Origin of the sequence: Microcoleus sp. Z1_B2, assembly GCF_036700325.1 — a bacterium.
Classification (GTDB): domain Bacteria; phylum Cyanobacteriota; class Cyanobacteriia; order Cyanobacteriales; family Microcoleaceae; genus Microcoleus.
In genome coordinates, this window is record NZ_JAUBOQ010000078.1 from 1 (window position 1) to 18,538 (window position 18,538).

11 protein-coding genes are annotated in these 18,538 nt (G+C 44.1%); 5 read left to right on the forward strand and 6 right to left on the reverse strand.

Going from position 1 to position 18,538, the window contains the following annotated elements; all coding sequences use genetic code 11:
* Nucleotides 1-57: 57 nt before the first annotated feature.
* Nucleotides 58-3,375, reverse strand: coding sequence for a serine/threonine-protein kinase PknK (locus tag QT984_RS28325; RefSeq protein WP_333056360.1), 3,318 nt, complete (start codon nucleotides 3,373-3,375; stop codon nucleotides 58-60).
* Nucleotides 3,376-4,183: 808 nt separating this feature from the next.
* On the opposite strand from QT984_RS28325, the gene surE reads away from it, so the two are divergent.
* Both surE and QT984_RS28335 read left to right on the forward strand, forming a co-directional pair.
* Nucleotides 4,184-4,861, forward strand: coding sequence for a 5'/3'-nucleotidase SurE (gene surE, locus QT984_RS28330; RefSeq protein WP_333056289.1), 678 nt, complete (start codon nucleotides 4,184-4,186; stop codon nucleotides 4,859-4,861).
* 1,283 nt (nucleotides 4,862-6,144) lie between these two features.
* Nucleotides 6,145-7,017, forward strand: a complete 873-nt coding sequence (locus QT984_RS28335; protein ID WP_333056290.1) for a pentapeptide repeat-containing protein — start codon at nucleotides 6,145-6,147, stop codon at nucleotides 7,015-7,017.
* Nucleotides 7,018-7,163: 146 nt separating this feature from the next.
* On the opposite strand, the gene QT984_RS28340 is transcribed toward QT984_RS28335, so the two are convergent.
* The 3 genes from QT984_RS28340 to QT984_RS28350 form a co-directional block, all read right to left on the reverse strand.
* Entirely contained in the window at nucleotides 7,164-8,378 is a 1,215-nt protein-coding gene (locus QT984_RS28340; RefSeq protein ID WP_333056291.1) for an FAD-dependent oxidoreductase, read from the reverse strand.
* 367 nt (nucleotides 8,379-8,745) lie between these two features.
* Nucleotides 8,746-10,278 (reverse strand): NAD(P)/FAD-dependent oxidoreductase, encoded by a 1,533-nt coding sequence (locus QT984_RS28345; RefSeq protein ID WP_333275134.1) that lies wholly within the window; start codon nucleotides 10,276-10,278, stop codon nucleotides 8,746-8,748.
* 304 nt (nucleotides 10,279-10,582) lie between these two features.
* Nucleotides 10,583-11,068 carry a CRR6 family NdhI maturation factor gene (locus QT984_RS28350; RefSeq protein ID WP_333056295.1) on the reverse strand — a complete coding sequence of 162 codons (486 nt, stop codon included), beginning with the start codon at nucleotides 11,066-11,068 and terminating at the stop codon, nucleotides 10,583-10,585.
* A gap of 380 nt (nucleotides 11,069-11,448) precedes the next feature.
* Between QT984_RS28350 and QT984_RS28355 the strand changes: the two genes are divergently transcribed.
* The 3 genes from QT984_RS28355 to QT984_RS28365 all read left to right on the forward strand — a co-directional run bounded on the left by QT984_RS28355 (nucleotide 11,449) and on the right by QT984_RS28365 (nucleotide 13,253).
* Nucleotides 11,449-12,036 carry an SMI1/KNR4 family protein gene (locus QT984_RS28355; protein WP_333375460.1) on the forward strand — a complete coding sequence of 196 codons (588 nt, stop codon included), beginning with the start codon at nucleotides 11,449-11,451 and terminating at the stop codon, nucleotides 12,034-12,036.
* 200 nt (nucleotides 12,037-12,236) lie between these two features.
* On the forward strand, nucleotides 12,237-12,830 hold the full coding sequence (locus tag QT984_RS28360; protein ID WP_333056297.1) for a Hint domain-containing protein: 594 nt from the start codon (nucleotides 12,237-12,239) through the stop codon (nucleotides 12,828-12,830).
* Between the two features lie 6 nt (nucleotides 12,831-12,836).
* Nucleotides 12,837-13,253 carry a hypothetical protein gene (locus QT984_RS28365; RefSeq protein WP_333056298.1) on the forward strand — a complete coding sequence of 139 codons (417 nt, stop codon included), beginning with the start codon at nucleotides 12,837-12,839 and terminating at the stop codon, nucleotides 13,251-13,253.
* 659 nt (nucleotides 13,254-13,912) lie between these two features.
* Here the strand turns inward: QT984_RS28365 and QT984_RS28370 are convergent.
* Nucleotides 13,913-15,841 (reverse strand): DUF3685 domain-containing protein, encoded by a 1,929-nt coding sequence (locus QT984_RS28370; RefSeq protein ID WP_333208740.1) that lies wholly within the window; start codon nucleotides 15,839-15,841, stop codon nucleotides 13,913-13,915.
* Nucleotides 15,842-15,888: 47 nt separating this feature from the next.
* The gene (locus QT984_RS28375; RefSeq protein ID WP_333208738.1) at nucleotides 15,889-18,030 is read right to left on the reverse strand and encodes a hypothetical protein; all 2,142 of its coding nucleotides are present in this window, start codon (nucleotides 18,028-18,030) and stop codon (nucleotides 15,889-15,891) included.
* Nucleotides 18,031-18,538 lie beyond the last annotated feature (508 nt).

An 18,538-nucleotide genomic window follows, 5' to 3' on the forward strand; every position in this document is an offset into this window, starting at 1 on the left:
ATTAATAATTAAATGGGGTCGAAAAATTAAAAATAAGGGTAATGCTTGTATCACAGTTTAAATGTGCAACAGCTTAGCTTCTTCCTCATTTAATATGCTGCCAATCAAAAGCAGTTTATTATCTGTCATCCCCCTTAAATTTTCTACTAATTGACCGAGGATTTTGAGTAAATATAACTGGTGTTCTTGGGACAAGTTATCGGCAAAATCAATATAGTGTTTTTGTTGTTCTTGCACGTAGTCTAGATGCTCGCCCTTAAAAAACAGATGAGCGCAGTAGTAATCAGCAGCATGACAAGCATATTCTATATCTCCAAATTCTAAGCCGCTATTAATTGCTTGACGAAGGGGTTCTAGAGTTTCCCTAGTATGCTTTTTGAAGTGCGTAATACCGATCGAAACATTAACCAATATTTTAGAACGAAACTCTTTGGCATCTAACTGCTCTAATACTTGTAAAGAAAGTTCACCAAGTTGATAGGCCAAATCTATATCTGGTATGAGCCAAGACACGAATATTCCGTAAATGGAATATGCAAAAGTACACTGTGGCGAATTCCCATACTGACGAGAAAGTTCGATCATAGTATATAGAATTGGTAGCGATAGCGGGCTTTCTGCAAAGCAAGCAGGTGCGAATATAAGAACTAAAAACTGCATAGTCGCCAGCTTGTAGGGATCGGTCATTTCTGCCAGGTTAGCTAACTCCTCAATATTGAGTTCTTGCGGCGGTGATTGAGATATGGTCACTCCCAGCATTTCTAGAACTTGCAGTCCGGTATCTACCGCAGAATTGTTCTGGTTTTTAGCGAGGTTAAGCCTAATTTTCAGTGCGTATAAGTTGACTTGTTCGAGGATTGTTTTGGCTTTTTTGAGAGTGCGATCGCACAAAATTTCCGCACGTTCTAAATTGGCATTGAGATATTCGGCTTCCGCCGCTTCCCGATAAAAATTAAATGTCACATCGTATCTACTTTCCCAGCTATCTTGACTCAGGAGTTCTATACCTACATTCAAATAATTAACAGGGGCTTCATAGGCAGTAGCTGCCTTTGCTTTCTGTCCAGCAATCAGGTTTAATTGGGCTAACTCATCTTTTTCTGACTGATTAGTTAGCAAATCTGTGCCAAAATTCAGTTGGTTAACCAGAGCAAAAATATTATCTTTTCGCTCTTGCTCTGTTGTATTATTCAGCAGTAGTTGACCAATTTTCAGGTGAGTGGCTTTTTTCTCCGATTCTGGAATCAAAGAATAGGCTGCTTGCTGCACGCGATCGTGCAAAAATTTGTAGTCAACTTTGATATCGCGTATAGATGCCAACTCTTCCTGGGCAAAGACTAGAGGAATTTTGTAATTTTCAGACAGCGGCAGAATCAAACCCGCTTGCATTGCCTCCCACAAATGAGCAGCCGTCGCTAAGTTTGATTCTTCATTGACAATTGATAAAACTTCTAAGTTAAATTGGTTGCCGATGCAAGCCGCTAATTTTAATGATTTCTGGTTTTTTTCAGGGAGTTTGCGAATATTGCGACCAACCAGTTCAACAATATTGAAATCTGCGATACCAATCGCCTGTATTTGTTGAATATCCCACTCCCAGCGGTCTGTATCTACTTGATAAACCAGCAGATTTTCCGAGTACAGGGTTTTGAGTAGCTGCGTTAAGAAAAACGGATTGCCTTGGGTTTTATTAAAAAGTAACTCGGAAAAAACTTTGATTTTGTCTGAATTTACGCTGGCATCGAGAGTGTCGGCGATTAATTGGTTGACGCTATCCAAAGCCAGCGCCTGAATGGTGATATTATTCACCGCCGTTTCAGTTTCTTGAATTTTTTCTATTGTCTGAATTAAAGGATGAACGGGACTGACTTCGTTATCTCGATAAGCTCCAATCGTTAACAAATATTTGCTATCTGGGTCAGTGACTAAGAGTTGAATTAACTTTAGAGATGCCGAATCTGCCCACTGTAAATCGTCTAGGAATATGACTAGCGGGTGTTCGGGTTGACAAAAAACGCGAATAAATTGTTGAAAGACCCGATTAAATCTGTTTTGGGATTCCGATGAACCCAGTTGAGGAACTTCAGGCTGTTTACCGATAATTAGTTCGACTTCGGGGATAACATCAATAATAACTTGACCGTTATTATCTAGCGACTTTAATAAGTTTTCTTTCCAAATAGCAATGTGTTCGGAAATTTCTGTTAATAGCTGACGAACTAATTCTTGAAATGCTTGGATTAACGCCGCATAGGGAATGTTGCGCTTAAACTGGTCAAACTTACCCGCAATAAAATATCCCCTAGCTGCTACAATTGGTTTATGAACTTCATTGACGATTGAAGTTTTACCAATCCCGGAATAACCGGAAACTAACATCATCTCGGTGGCACCGAGGCTGACTCGTCCAAAGGCATCTAGAAGAATTTGGACTTCGGTTTCTCTACCATAAAGTTTCTGGGGAATGAGTAATTGGTTGCCGCGATCGCGTTGACCGATGGCAAAATTTTCAATCTTTCCAGTTGTCTGCAATTGCTGCAAACAAGTTTCCAGGTCAAATTTTAATCCCGCCGCACTTTGATATCGGTCTTCCGCATTTTTTGCTAACAGTTTCATCACAATATCTGAAACCGCTTGAGGAATTTCTGCTACCTCTTTAGGTGGGACGGGTTGTTTGGCAATATGACAGTAAACCAACTCCATCGGATCGGTGGTACTAAATGGCAACTGGTTGGTCAGCATTTCATAGAAAGTCACTCCCAAAGAATAGAAATCCGTGCGGTAGTCAATTGCGCGATTCATCCTTCCCGTTTGTTCGGGTGACATATAAGCGAGAGTCCCTTCTAGCAAGTTGGGATTGCTAATGCTTTGGTTTTTCAATTCCAAGCGCGATGAAATACTAAAGTCAGTCAGTTTTACTTTTCCTGTCGCTGGATTGATAATGATATTTGAGGGCTTAATGTCTTTGTGAATGATCGGTACTTGATGGAGATAGATCAAAGTTTCGGATAGAGCGATCGCTACCCTCAGCCACTCGGTTATTGACAGGTTATTGGCTGCCATAAAATGATAAAGGGATAGACCCCCAAAATCTTCTAATATCAGCGCTAAACTATTCTGATAATTCTCTAACTTGTAAGTTTTGACAATTCCTTCACACTCTAAATTTTGAGTGATTATAAATTCTTGCCTTAAATTGGTGATTTGTTCAAGGCTAGGATAATCATTTTTTATTATTTTAACGATGACAAGCTGTCGATCCCGATTTCTTATCCCTCGATAAACAACGGTTCTGACTCCTTCGTAAATATTTTCTATAATTTCGTATCCTGAAAGAATGATCGTTTTTTTAACCTTACCCTTTTCATTAACTATTCTAAATCGATGCGATCTAGTTCTTCCCGACTGGCGCTCATAATCGACTGAGGAACTGGGGGACAGCCTGCTTTGGTATTGCTTTGAGTGGGTTCGTTCATCTGGCTCTCCTGAGTTACAATGTAATAATGGTAACAGTGTAGATAAGTATTTGATTTATGAAGGGGAAATGAGGACAGTAACTTAGATACTATCTTTGATAAAAATTTGATATTTATTCTCTCCTCCCCTACGTCAAAGCGCAATTGGAATCGACATTAACTTATTATCGGCTCTCTCGTACTTATGGTGATAACGCAAGCTAAGAATTTAGCACGATCGAGAGTTTCAACGTTCAGTCTCAGATACTTAGTATCATCTGCTACTTTTAAGACAAAGCATCGGGGAGAGCCGAGGAAAAAATTATGTGATTAATTGATGTTTGCATCGACACTGATGTCATGAATGCTGCACTGGGGCAAGCGTAACAAGTCGCTTTAGCTGTCATATCAAGGTGCGACTCGGCTAAAATGTGGCGCGCCACATTTCTGGGGCAATTGTTCAATTAATGCGATGATATAAATGTGTGGCAATGCTCATAAGCTGTGGAGCATTTAAACCAGTAACGAGGCTAGTAGGGTGCGTCATTCGCGAACCCTTACGCTGAAACGGAAAACCTTAGATGCTGACGCACCTTACGCAAGTCCTTTAAATGCCGAACAGCTTACTGACGATCGCCACTAACCAACAACCAATTTAGGCTAGAACTACCAGAAGGTTGCCAGCCTCTGCGCTCTCAAATCGGTTCTATAAAACCGACACATTTTTAATGACGATAATTTTAACCAACGACGACGGCATCGATGCTCCCGGCATTCAAGCACTTTTGCAAGCAGTAAAGGGCAAAACAATTATGGTTGCTCCCCAAGGCCAATTGTCCGGCTGCGGGCATCAGGTGACAGCCCACAGTCCGATTCATGTCGATCGGCGATCGTCCGTGGAATATGCTGTAGGGGGAACACCGGCCGATTGTGTCCGTATCGCTCTTCATCACGTTTGTGCGAAGCCGGATTTGGTGCTTTCGGGTATTAACGCGGGCGGCAATTTGGGGGTTGACGTTTATATTTCGGGTACGGTGGCGGCTGTGCGCGAAGCAGCGATGCACGGTATTCCGGGCATCGCAATTTCCCACCGGATTAAAAGGCCGCTCGAAATTGACTGGGATGTCGCTACTCGCTGGACATCGCGGGTGTTAGCAGATTTGCTCAACCGGGAACCCAAGTCTGGGTGTTTCTGGAATGTGAATTTGCCGCATTTAGCGCCGGGAAGTGCGGAACCGGAAATTGTGTTTTGCCAGCCTTCGACGCAGCCACTGCCTGTGGTTTACCGGGTGGAGGGAGAATACTTTTATTATGCCGGAGAGTATGGATCGCGCGATCGGGCGGCGGGGACTGATGTTGACGTGTGTTTTGAGGGTAATATTGCGGTGACTGAGATATCGCTGTGATAGATTTGATGGGATTTGATGGGATTGGGCGATCGAACTATCTTTTTTTTCAACCAAGTCTAAAAAAATGGTGTTAAATTCGATCGGCGACAGAATGTTTGATATTCATGGCTAAAAACAGATTTCATTATACTTTGGGTTTAGCACTGCATATTCCCTAGATATAATAAACCTGTTTTCGGATTATCCCAAAATAGGATATTTAAATCTGTTAAAAATCGATAGTAATGACAATTACACAAAATTAATCGCAATTCCGAGAGTGGCCGCTATCTCTATTTGCGGCCGTCCGTGCTACCATAATTTTTTTTGTCATCCTTCGGCTTAGCAACACCATCAGGTTGTTTCTTTGGCTTTTTGACTTCTTTGTTGCTTTTTCTTTCTTTTGACATGATTCTTCCTCAATTTTGACTCAGCATAACATAGATTGACACATTTGCCTAACTGCCAGTAGACGAGGTGCTGCTATACAGATATTAATCGCTGTTAGTTTTGTACCATATGCAGTATATTATCCGCTAGGTTTTGAACGAATACCCTCTACCGTTAGGCATATCGATAAATTCCTCAGAATTACAATGTCTGAAATTACTTTTCACCCGATCGACTAAAGGAAATATTGAAAAGCACGAGCAGAACTGCTGCGAGACTACCGAGAAAAATTCGGGCTGATTAAGCTGTTGTTCCACATCTAATTTTCCTGAAAAATGACAAGCGAATTTCTTCATGTGGTACCCGCCACGTGATTTATCCGTGGAATCAATCCAAAATCTAAAATCTAAAATCCTCACGCCCCCGAATTGATCTCGCGCAAGTCAATCCAAAATCTAAAATCTAAAATCTAAAATCGAATGACAGCAGATAAAATATGGAGCTATGGCCATGCCAGCCTTCGCGACACCTGACGCAAACACAACCAACAAATTTGCAGTCTCGGTTTAAAAAAGCTGTTAGTCACAGTGGACAACAAAAATATTGATTTTAACTATTGATTAACACTTCGGACAGTGTTTGATGGCTTACCTACTAAGAATAACGGTTTCACGGATCTCAGTACGATCGCAACCCTTGCCCAAGCACACTAGAGGCTAAGTAAATCAAGGGTTTCAGGTTATGACCTCAAAACGATCGGGACTAGGGAAAAAGCACCAAGTATATGTATAAATATAAAGTTAATTGTCCGCTTTCAAGAAAGTGCGATCCAGTCCGCTCCTTTTGAGATAAAATACTTATAAAGAGTGTTTATTTCTAGATTAATTTCCGCTATAAGGAATGTGACCCGTATGGAAGTAACCGAGCTGCTCAAAGAATACGAAAATGGAAACAGAGACTTTGCTGACGCAAACCTCAGCGGAGCAAACCTCAGCGGAGCTATGTTAGTTGGCGTCAACCTTTCAAGGGCTAACCTGTCGGGAGCTAACCTGAGTCGGGCGCATCTCACCAAAGCAGAACTCAACGACGCAAACCTTTACAGGGCAAATCTGAGTTTTGCCAAAATGGGTCAAGCCAGACTAGCCGATGCAGAGCTGACAAAAGCCAATCTCAGCGGAGCTTTCCTCGTCAAAGCAAAACTGCCCAGGGCAAAGTTGAGTGGCGCCCAACTCATCGGTAGCAACCTGCGGATCGCCATCCTCTGGAACGCCAATTTGTGTACAGCCGACATGCAATTCATCAACCTGCGAGGCGCCAACCTCACGGGAGCCAACCTCAACTGGGCAAACTGCGGAGGGGCAAAACTCAGCGGTGCAAAGCTTTTTGGCGCTCAACTAACAGGCATCTATCTCAGCAAAGCTTATATCAATGGCATCGACCTGAGCAGGACGGATCTCAATGGCGTCAACCTGAGTGAAGCCAAACTAAACGGGGTAAACCTGGAAGGCTCGAACTTGTTAGCTGCCAATCTCAGCGGGGCTCAGTTGCGGGGCGTCCAGTTGATGGGAGCAGATTTAACCAGGGCAAATCTGGTGGGGGTTTCTTTGGTGCAGGCAAACCTCGATTGGGCTAGGCTGTGCTATGCAGACTTGAGCGAAGCCGACTTGAGCGGCGCAAGTTTCACGGGAACCAACTTTGAGGGTACTCAGTTAGCCGGATCAACAATCCCCCCATCTTTGAGCAATGATGTCTACTTAACTGCAGCACGTGGTGTCGCAGCTTAGGCAAGGCCAAAAATTAATTTCGCATCCGAGTGTACGACTCTCGCATTGGTTTAACTTTTGATGCCGACATCATTACTTTTGTGAGAGTGTTGCACCGGCAAGAAATTTACTGATATTTGCGAGAGTTTGTAGCATCACAATTGAGCTCACCCGATTAATTTCGCGACTCGCAAAGCAGAGGTAATGGCTCCTTCGTGCAAACCATCCCCCAAATAAGCTCCCGCATGATAAGTGTTGTTCTCGCCATTAGTCTCGATAACTTCATTTCGATATCGAAAAGACTCGACAGTGTACAGCGGCGTGTGATGTTTCTGAATGTGAATAATCTGCTTTTGGGCGATCGACTCCTGCAGTTGAAAAGCTAAACTGTACTCTCGTGGGGAGGAGATACCGCAAAGCTGATTCAAGCTCGCATTATATCCCCATCCCTTGTCCGTCTCGAAAAAATCAAATTCTGATAACTTGCGGATACCATAGCGATCGTACATCGATGTATCCGAATGCAGTACAGTCGTTGCATAATTGGCTTTCCACGCGGAAAACCGCTTCGTTTCCGCATCAGTCGGATCAGACAATAACCTCAGAACTCGATCTGGTGGCATCGCAAAAACCACCTTCTCAAATTCCTGGATTTCCCCATCAGAAAGCACAATTTTTACAGCATTCGCACTTCTAAAAATATTGGCAATCTCCACATTTAGCCGTATATCGCCCTTAAATCGCTCCAAAATCTTTTCAATGTAAGAATACACCCCGCCTTTAATCCTCACCCAGTTGACAGAGCCATATTCGCGCAAAACAGGCATCGCTAATTCTGCCGGGAAATTGTCGAGCAATTCAAACGGTATCGAGTAGCTGTACATCGTCAGCAACTTCAGCCAATAATTGCGGATGCACGAACTTTTCAAACTCTGAGAAAGCGGCACATCGTAGAAATCATGCTGTTTAGCAAACCGCATTTTTAAAATAAATCCCGCCGAACGAGCGTAAAGACTATCAAGTCGCAAATACTCGATTAGGCGTTGGATTCCGGTGAAATTCTTTTGGATAGATACCGCAGACAAAAAGTGAGTGCCATCTTTAAAAAACAGCGCTGAACCAATCTGCACGGGTTCTAATTGCACCCCTAGATCCTGCATAAAAGCCACGAAATTGTAAAACACAGTGGGAAATTCCAGCACCCCATTTTCTAATATTTCATTGCACTCCGATTGGTTGGGTACAACATTTTTGTTCAGCGTCCGAATGTGTCCGCCTAAAATCGGCTGACTTTCCAACACAGTGACGTGATGTCCCTGTTTATCGAGCCAGTAGGCTGCTGCCATACCGCTCGCTCCGCCCCCAACAATTGCAATTCTCATAGTTCACTCCTAGATTGATAGGTTATACCATTGTGGATTTTGTATTTTCGATTTTTGATGAAATAATTGGGAATAATTGATGAAGCTAGTGGTCGGAATATTGCCTACGGTTGCATTCTTTTGACGAATTGTATTTGATAGCTATTACAACACTTACCTCTAAGGTTTATATGTAGGTACACACTGCAAACTGTCCCGCTATTGATTAGTTGAATAGATATTAATTGAATGCCGATATTATCGGTACGAAACGGCAATCATCTATCCCTACAAATCTTGCCGTTTCCTGACAGATATCAGCAAATTTTGGGTTTCGCAAAGCCTCAACCCAACCTACGAGATATCGCCGTTATTTAATTGGCATTGCTTAGCCTAAAATCGCATCGCCGGATAAACGTTGATAAAGCAGCGCCCCCGTCCAAAATGTCGGTGCAAAGCCTGGATAGCCCGAGGAGGCGTTGCAGAAATAGAAATTGTTGAGGGATGTTTCATGATTTAGTCGATCGACTCCCATGTTGCGCGGCGTCAGGCTGGAACCGTAGGAATTACCGTTAGGACACCAACAGAAGCGCTCGTTAGTCGTCGGACTTCCGGTAATATGAAAGACCATGTGTTTGCGGAAATTCGGAACATAGTGTTTTTCCACAACATCTAAAATTGAGTCCAGAATCTCTTGTTTCTTCTGTCTGTAAGCTTTGCGATCGCTCTCCCAAAGCTGTTTAAAATAGCTGTAATTAGCAACAGTCAGAAATTCGACAATTTGACAATCTTCTGGACAATCCCGCCGCGCTTGGGTCAGTAAAGTTGGCGTTGTAATTGCAAAACTCGGACGAGAAAAATCATTTTGCTCATACATTTGAGCAAACGCTTCATTTAGATCCAAGTGTTCAGAATGAAACGTATTCCACTTGCCAAATCCATAGTCTCGGAGATCGATATCTTTGACAACGCAGTACACCATGTAGTTAGATGCAGAATACTCATAGTTGAGTTTCCGCCGCACAGTTTTAGAGAACAGTTCCTCTCCAATCATCTTGGCCGCTCTTTTCGGGTCAAGGTTGCAAATCACCGTGTCGCCCGTGAATTCATGGGTTTGATTGGTGGTCAAATCCATCGCTTCAACACCAGTTACTGTTCTATTTATCACCCTAAAATTCGTGACTTCATGGTTTAGTAGAACTTTCCCCCCGTTGGATTCAATGACTTTAACTAAAGAATTGATAACATCTTCAAAATGCTGCGTCGGGTAAAATGCACCTTCTTGATAGCCTCTAAACAAGGCAATCCAAGCATAGAAAGAAAGCTGATTTGGAGGCAGCAAAAAGTCCGGCCATTGCAGGGCTAATAGGGTTTGGGCGGCTTGCGGGAGTTGGAACTTGTCGAAAACGTCCTGAAGTGTACTGTTGAGGTGTTGGACGGCACAGAATACGTCCCCGAAATTTTTGAGCAATTCAATTGGTTTGACGGGAGGAGCGAGTTTTCTTAGTCCTTCGCCGGTTTTCTCGACTTCGTTGACGAATTGGCGAATTCTCTCGCCCGCTTCGGGAAACAGCGCCGACAATCTGCGGATCAGTTCCTCTGGTTCCGAGGGAATATCCAGCGCATACCCAGGCATTCTCATGTGGTCGTAGCCATTCGGATCGTACCGCTCAAAGGTGACATCTCGATCGAGACCGAGTTTTTTGAGAACTCGATTGACTGTATGTCCTTCGCCGCAGTCCCACACGTAGTGGAATTGGGCATTAAAGGTGTATTTTTTGGCCATCGTAAAGGTGTGACCAAAGCCTCCGGGATGCTCGTGAGCTTCGAGGATGTGCACGGTTTTGCCGGAGTTTGCCATCAAAGCTCCGAAAACCAGTGCTGATAAACCACTGCCGACGATGAGGTAATCTGTTTTCATGGGCAATTTCCTCGATCGATTGAATCGGGCGATCGTTGTCTCTTTAAACTAACTCTCAATTCTGAGAAAATTCTGAAGTCCAGCAACAATTTTTTGAGGCGCGCTGGGTAAAGTATTGTATTAAAGCCGGATTGCGGTTGCTGTTAAGATTAATTAAGCTATTGTGGATGGAACTTATAGCTGGGGAGGCGGACTGGAAAGCCCGCCCCACAAGGGAAGAAACCGGGTTTATACCTTTGTTCTTAGTCTTAAGGTATAGAGTAGCCTACCTAATTAGGAGTATGTTAATTAGAGGCGCGCTCGCTTATTTGTGCGGCACAATCACATCAAAAAAAGCATCTTCCAAATCATAACCAAACATCTGCGACATCGCCATCAACTTCGATTTACTGGGGATTCCCTGCTGATTCAACCAATCAGTCAACACAAAAATTTTGTTCATCAAAAACATTTCCAAAGCTTCAGGATTGTACTGAATACCTTGGGTTCGGTGAAACTGGTGCGGCACCAACATTGCGGCATAGCGCGCCAATTCTCCTGCTTTCCAATCCAGCAAAAATGGCAGCCAAGGATAACAAGCATCCAAGCGAATAAACCACAGCCGCACTTCGGGAATTTCCGAAATTTCTCGCGGATCTAAGTCTTCGCGCGGATACTCAATTTCAAATTGTAGCTGCTGTTCGTTTTGGGCGATCGCTCCTTCGGCCAGCCACTTTTCAATCACAGTCCGCACCGGAGACAAATCTAAACTGTTTATGCGATCGGCATCTATCGCTATCATAATACTCATAAAATGTCAACCTATGTTAGATTTTAGTTTGCTTCTACCGATGAATCCGGGGGAAAGAGACCCAATTGCTTGATTGTCAACTGGATAGCATTTAGTTATAATACCACCAGCCATAAACATTTTATAGCAGAAGCAAGAACGAAGGAGGAATAAGGAATAAAAAATAAGGAATAAGGCAAATGCAATAAAATCAATGTGTCAGCAATGGAAAATCCCCTAATTACCGAAAAAATTGCTATTAATCATTAATAAATCAACAAATCACCAAAACCGATCCCTATGTAGATCTAGGTGCTCATGCTATCCCAGTTCCCCAAGGTACTCACATTGGTTTAGGTGGATCATTTCACCACAAATAAAAATAAAAAGATATTCAAGATATGGAAAATTTATTATTTAAATTGCCTGAAATTATAGAAAAAATGAAACAGCTTTTTCTGGGAATTCCGACTGAGATTAGATCGGATTTTAGTGATTTAATCATAAAGCAATCTAACATAAATATTGAAATTTTAAAACAAGTGGAATCTATTTTGAAAACAAAACTTCCAGAATCTTTTCAACAAATTATTCTTCAATATGATTGCGGCAACCTAACATTAGGTGGAGTTTGGTTTGGTAATAAGGAAAATTATGCAGAATATCTTGTCAAAAATAATATAAAGCAAGAAACTGTTTTACGTTGGTGGGGAATTGGCGAACGTCCCTATAACTATTTATTAATAGCAGGTTCTGATGGATACGTGATTTTATTAAACACTGAGACTGCACAAATAATGGCTTATGCTAGATGGCAATCTTATCAAGACTCTAAATTAATAGCTTCGGATTTTACTATTTTTTTTCAAGCTGCTGCAACTATATACATACGAAGTAGAACTGGCGACAATAGTAAAGATATATTAATGAAAATTCCTGAAATTGTAGGCTCTACCACAGATAGTGAATTTTGGCATGAAATTATTTAGATGCCCGAAAACCTGAAAACATTATAGATTTTTTGCAAAAGATTGAAGCCAATTTCAAACTGATTCCCTATGCAGGCAAAGAAGATGACTATCTTCAAGAAATGTTACCTAAGATTGAGCTAATGGTACTAGAGCGATGCAATCAACTTTTGAGAACTCCTTAAATAGAAAATTTCCGGGGGATTGAGACGCGGCAGGTTTTGGAGACTTTTGTACGGGAAACTCATGTGCTGGTTGACCTTTATGCAGATGGGGAGGTAATTTCTACTACGGGAGAACATCCTTTCTGGATACCGGATAAAGGGTGGATTGAGGCGAAGGATTTAGTTGTTGGGTCGTTGTTGCAGACTGGAGATGGTCGGGTTGTTGAGGTCGATCGGGTTGAGAAGCGGGAAGGACCGTTTGAGGTTGACAATTTTAATGTTGAGGGTATCCCGACTTACTTTGTCTCGGAGTTGGGGGTGCTGGTTCATAATACTTGTGCTGGAGGTGGAGATCCAATCAGCCTTGATGAAGCCCTTGAAAGAGCTGAGCAGTTTCTGGAACCCGATGTACCAACGCGATTCATTGAAACTCCGACTGGTGTTCAAGCAATTCAAGAGTTTGCAAATACTACGGGTACAAGAGTCACACGACGTGTAGGTTTTGATGTAAATTCTAACACTCCTCATGTACAGCAGTTAGGATCGCATCTTAATCTTCAAACACAGTTTGACGGTGTTATTCAAGGGGGTGCTTTAGCAGATCCTCATATTCCAATTGACCCAACAACAATTACGCCAACAGATTACTAAATAAGGATGCAAGCTATGTATATTTTATTTGATGGTAATTGGAACGAACCAGAAATACAAATATCTGATTCGGCAAGCGGTCTAAGCAAACTGGGAACGCTTTTCCTTGGAATTAGTCAAGATTTAACTATTCATGCAGAGCAAGTAAAGTCCAAGTTTTATCCTGAAAACTTGGAAGCCATTTCAATAAAGTTATTACCAATGGAAAGTCCGGGGGGAAAAAGTTTAATTAAAATTTGTATCACTAATAATCGTCTGATTTTTGAAGGTTCTAAATCTGCTTTTAATATACTGGGTAGGTCATTGGTAAATTTCTTCCCTCATGATAGTAAAAAAGGTGACCATTTTCACCTAGACGATGTGGGAGGAAATTCTTTATTAGCACCTCCTAATTATTCCCTAATATTTGCGTGTACAGGTTAAATTAGTTAGTGTAATTGCTCTACTCGCCAGTACCAACTACCCAAGAGCATCAAATTTTAACTATCGCAATCCTAAATGAGTCATAAATTTTTTACCCACCCCAACCCTCCCCGAAGCCGCGGGGAGGGAGTAAGAAATTCACAAATGATTTAGGATTGCTATATCTACAAGCTCAAAGCATAAGATTTATAATCCGATGCACTTTTAAAACTCCCCCGCGACGGCATCAACATCGTCGCTCAATCGAACGCCATCACCTTCATCGAATCTCTGAGCGCACAACCTTTAGAAGACACCAAAATTCCCGCTGTTATCCGCAAATACTTTGAAGCACTACCCCGCACAGACTACCAAACTTTAAGCATCTATCCCACAAGCTTCGTCACCTTTGAAGAGAGAGATGAAAATGCAGCCTCGGAGTACATTACCTCGGCTTTACTCTCGAAGGACACTTGGTCTGATGTTGGGAAAACTCCGGTAAAAGCTGCTGTTAATTTAGTCTACGCCTGGGAACGGGGAGAACCCTAATTGAGCGTTACCGAAGCTTTGTTGCAGCTACAAGATGCCGACCAAACTCCGGGTTTATGAAGTACAGTTTAATTTTCCTGTTAATATACTGGCTTTAGTGTACTCTATAACCTAGAATATCCTGTAAATAATTACCCATTTTTCCCAAACTTGCTATCCTGCAAAGAATTACCAATCCCCTGGATAATTCCCCGCCCTATCAAACCAATTCCCCGCCCTATAACCTGAGTTAAAACGTAAACAACGCCAGCACCCAACAGCGAAATAACTGCGCGAACTCTAGGTGCGATCGCATCCCTGGTTTCCAGCAGCAAAGTCAAGGCTAACTGCCACCCAGACAACTGTGCTAACTCCAGATTTCTCGGAGCATAAATAGAAATTTTCTTAATTCCCGAATCGCCCAAAACAAAGAGCCCAAACCTGCTTTCAAAAATAGCTTTCGGTTCCACAAAATATCTATCCCAGCTATATCTCCACGACAACTCATTCCGAAATCTCTCAATTTCTCGCGTCGAAATCAACTTACCATCGTAAAAAATTTGCTTGATTTCTTCAATATTTGCCAAATTATTTAGTAGAGGCTGTACAACTCCGCTAGCAACTTGAATTGCCAAATTTTCCAACAAAGCTTCAGCTCGCTGCATCGCTTCCGGGCTGCCAGCAACACAAGAAATATTGTCAACTGTTAGAGGAATTTCAAATAGCAAATGTGCAAATAAATCAACTGTCATCGGTATTTTATCAAGGATTTGTGCTGCAACTACATCAGCATCTGCCAGCAGCATCGGCACAACTTCTACAGCGCTGCCTGCCAAGATATCAGCAGCGCTTTCCCCTTGACTTTCTGCCAGTTTCAAGCTTGTTTGACTGTCATCAAAAACCAGATTTTCTCCCGTTTGCAGTGTATAGTATCTGCCAAAAAAATCTATGATTGTCGCCTGCCACAAATCCCGTAAAATAGCAGGCATTTTTTGCGACAATTGAGTTTGCTGCACTTGCGAAAAGCGCAATTCTTCCAGCAAATCCTTTAACTTCCGCAGGATGGAACTCATCAATTCACGCTTTTTGGGCGATCGCAAAATATCGATTTCCAAAGGCAAGCCAGTCAAATTCACCAAATCAAACTGCAATTTAGCTGCCGCCGAGTCAAACAAGCTACCTTGCCAATTAGTTGCAACCACCAAAGATCCCGCCAAAACTTGGGACTTCGCTAATTGCGATTGAGAATTCTTTAACAAATTCTCGCCTCTAATTTCTTCTTTCTCCCCTCTGCCTTCTTTCCTCTGCTTTCTGCCTTCTGCCTTCTCCCCTTTCCCTTCAAATAATAACTGACTGACTATCCAGCGAGCTGCGAGCAATTCCCTGCGGCGCCCGCTGAGTACAACCCCATCTAAAATAGAGGGCAAATCTGTCGGTTCGGCGGATCTGATCTCTTGCAAATCAGCTTGAACAACCGCCAAAGTTGCATCTATTTCGCGCAGTCCAGAGAGGCACAAATGAGCCAGCATTTTTTTGTGTACTGGCGTATCAACTGTCGAATTCTCTGCATTTTTATCTACAATTACTGCGGATTTTTCTACTGTTTGAACCACCGCTGCGTTTAGTTCTATTTCCGAGTTAGCTCTCGCATCCGGCGCCCAATAAGTGCAACCAGACGCCACAGCGCGAATAGCTTCGATTGTCAGGGAAATATCTCTACCTTTAGGACAATAGCCATTCGCGCCCGTCGCCTGTAACTCCGCCAACAGATCCGGTGTCAGCTGCCCGCCTAGCAGCAACAGAGGCAGGTTGGGGTACAAACTTTTGAGTTGGCGACAAAATGCCACCGCCTCTATTTGACCCGATCGCAAATTTAGGGTCTCAACAGCCAAAATTACCAAATCTGCGGGCTTCTTGGCTGCTCCAGAGTCGAGCGAGCGAGTTTCTAGAACTCGCAAAGCCTCGGTTGGGGTTGAAACCTCTGCAACAACTTGCAAGTCTGGATACTGCTCGCAAGCGATTCGCAGCCCCAGCCGGAAAATGGGGTCGCCTTCGATCGTCAGCACTTGGAAATTACTCACTTGATTTTAGTTTTGAGATTTTAGAGAGCGATCGCGCGAAAACCCAATTACTCCGGGAGCAAATTAGCATCAGGAGGCCCAACCGATTCAGGAATCGAGGGTGGCGCCGGTTCTGGAGCTGGAGCCGGAGGAGCCGGTTCCGGAGCCGGGGCCGGCGCCTCTTCTCTCGCGGGTGGATAGTAAGGTTCCGGCTCCGGAGCGGGTGGATAGTAAGGTTCCGGTTCCGGCTCTCTCGCAGGCGGATAGTAAGGTTCTGGCTCTGGCGCGTACTCCTCCTGTCGCGGAGCTGGCGCGTACTCCTCTGCTGGAGCTGGCGCGTACTCCTCTGCTGGAGCTGGCGCGTACTCGCGAGCGGGCTCCGGCGCGTACTCGCGAGCGGGTTCCGGCGGGGGCGCACTGTTGGCTCTGAGTTCAGCACTCCAGCGCCCGATCGCACCTGCCGCCTCTGAATACAGCGCCCTACCGTAACCGATTTGGGAAGCAGTATCGATCGCCGCTCCTAGACTGCCTTGAGATGCCAATTCCGCAGCGCGATCTAGAATCGGTCTGTCTTGAGCCACTTGCAGTTCGCTCACCCACTGATAGACATTATCCTGAGCTTTCGCGTACAAAATCCTACCGCTCTTAATTGCCGAAGCTTTTTCAATAGCAGCACTAAGTTTTCCTTGCTTCGCCAGGGCGATCGCTTCATCCAAAAAAGGCTGATCTTGAATAACTTCTATGCGTTTCGTCCACTCAGCCAAGAGAGTTTGCGCTTCTATTCTGCGGGGCCGGTTTTGAGCAACCAGGACTAACTGAGCCATGCCGCCCTTGAGTCCTTCAACCGTTTGCGTTTCTGCCAACTGCTTCGCCAGAGTCAGAAAAGATTGGTCTTCTATCCGCTGAATTTCTCGGCGCCAAGCAGCCACCAAAGTTTGAGCGTGAATCCGCCGCGGCTGATTGATTCCGATAGTTTGCGCTTGCTCGATCGCGAGTCCAAACGTCCCTATGTGACCGAAACTCGCGATCGTGCTGGCCACTTGCAGACGCAGCAAATCTTGAAACTGCACCTGCAAACTTTCAATTTGAACTTGAGCTTGCTTATACAGAGGGCGACCCGGAGCTATTTGGCTCGCCGCCCCCTTCCCTTCCAGCAAGCTAAAAATGTGTTGCGGCAGCGGAGTTGATATCGACTGGTTCCACGTCACTGCCTGAGCCCTACCCAACTGCATCAAATCTTGAGCTTCCGCAAACAGCGGGGAATCCTGCGGCACAACTGAAGCAGCCTCGATCGCCCCCGGCAAATCTTTCGCCCCCAACCGCTTAGTCGCCATTGCCAGCAAAGTCCGGCTCCAGCCCTCAATTTCCTTCTCAGCTTTAGCGCGGGCAAAAAGCTGCGAGTCTATTTTTCGAGCTAGGACGATCGCCTCAGCGAACTTTTGCGGAGTCTCGTCCTTCGCCAAATCTCTAGCCTCTTGCAAGCGCTGCCAGCCGTTTCTTTCCAAAGAAATCTGCCCTATCAGCTCGTTGTAACGCTTCTGACTCCAGAAAATATTTTCCAGCTTGAACAAAGCTTGAGCATAATCCCAAGCCTTCCTTAAATCCTCACTTTTCAAAGCTGCTAGGGCTGTATCGTAGAGTTTTTGGCCCTCCTGCCAATTTTTTTCCCAAGCAGTCACAGCCTCTTCTACTTCGGGGTAAGACCGACTGGTTTTCGGAATTTTCGCCACAATCTCCAGAGCACCTTTCAAATCGCCCCTCTCAATTTTTGCCCTGGCAAATCCCAGAATGGCCTTCGACCATTCCCCTATCAAATGTTGACCTTGCGAGTATAGCGGATGTTCTTTCGGCCAAGCCTGCACCAATGCCATTGCCGATTCTAGCTGTTCTAGCTTGCCCGACTTAGCAGCTTGCTGAGCGCAGTAAAGTCGCTCTCCGTCCGCCGCCAGCGGCGACAGTTGCTGGCAATTGGGCGGTGGAGGCATCGTCAGCAACCACAGAAATGCAGCGGCCCCCGTTACTCCAAATCCCACCAGGAGACTCAGCCAGATAAGCTGCCACTGCCAAAAAGTTCTTTTTCCTTCGGTCGGCGCAGCCGTTACGAAGGAACTCGCATCGCCTGTCGCCTCTGCACTGAACTGTGCCGTCGGTTTAGGGGATGGGTTGTATTGCGGTGGTGTGTGGAATTGGTCAGATTGTCGTCTCGCCATTACTTCAGCCTGTCCTGTAATGCGCTCTAGAATGTGACACTCCTACATCAAATCTATAGATTGTGATGTGGGCTTCTGACTCCTGTTAAGGAGATCGAGAACTTCCTTCAAGGTACTGGCAATCTTTCCCTCTACGGCGTTTTATAGTGAGGTTTGTGTCTGGCCCCACTGGTTGCTTCCGAGTATTTTATGCTCTCGAAGCACGTAAATCATACCAGTTATCAAACATTTATTGACATATTCCGGGGCAGTTTAGCAGAAAAAACAGTATAAAGCCCGTCAGTCTAGCAATTTTAGATTTTAGATTTTAGATTTTAGATTTTAGAATTGACTCTGCACATGAATTGTGGGAGGGATTCAACTAAGCTCTCATATTAAATCCGGGTCAGAATTTTCCTGACCAGACTCAGCAGTTTAAACCGCCCAGCAATAATTTTAGATTTTAGATTTTAGATTTTAGATTTTAGAATTGACTCTGCACATGAATTGTGGGAGGGATTCAACTAAG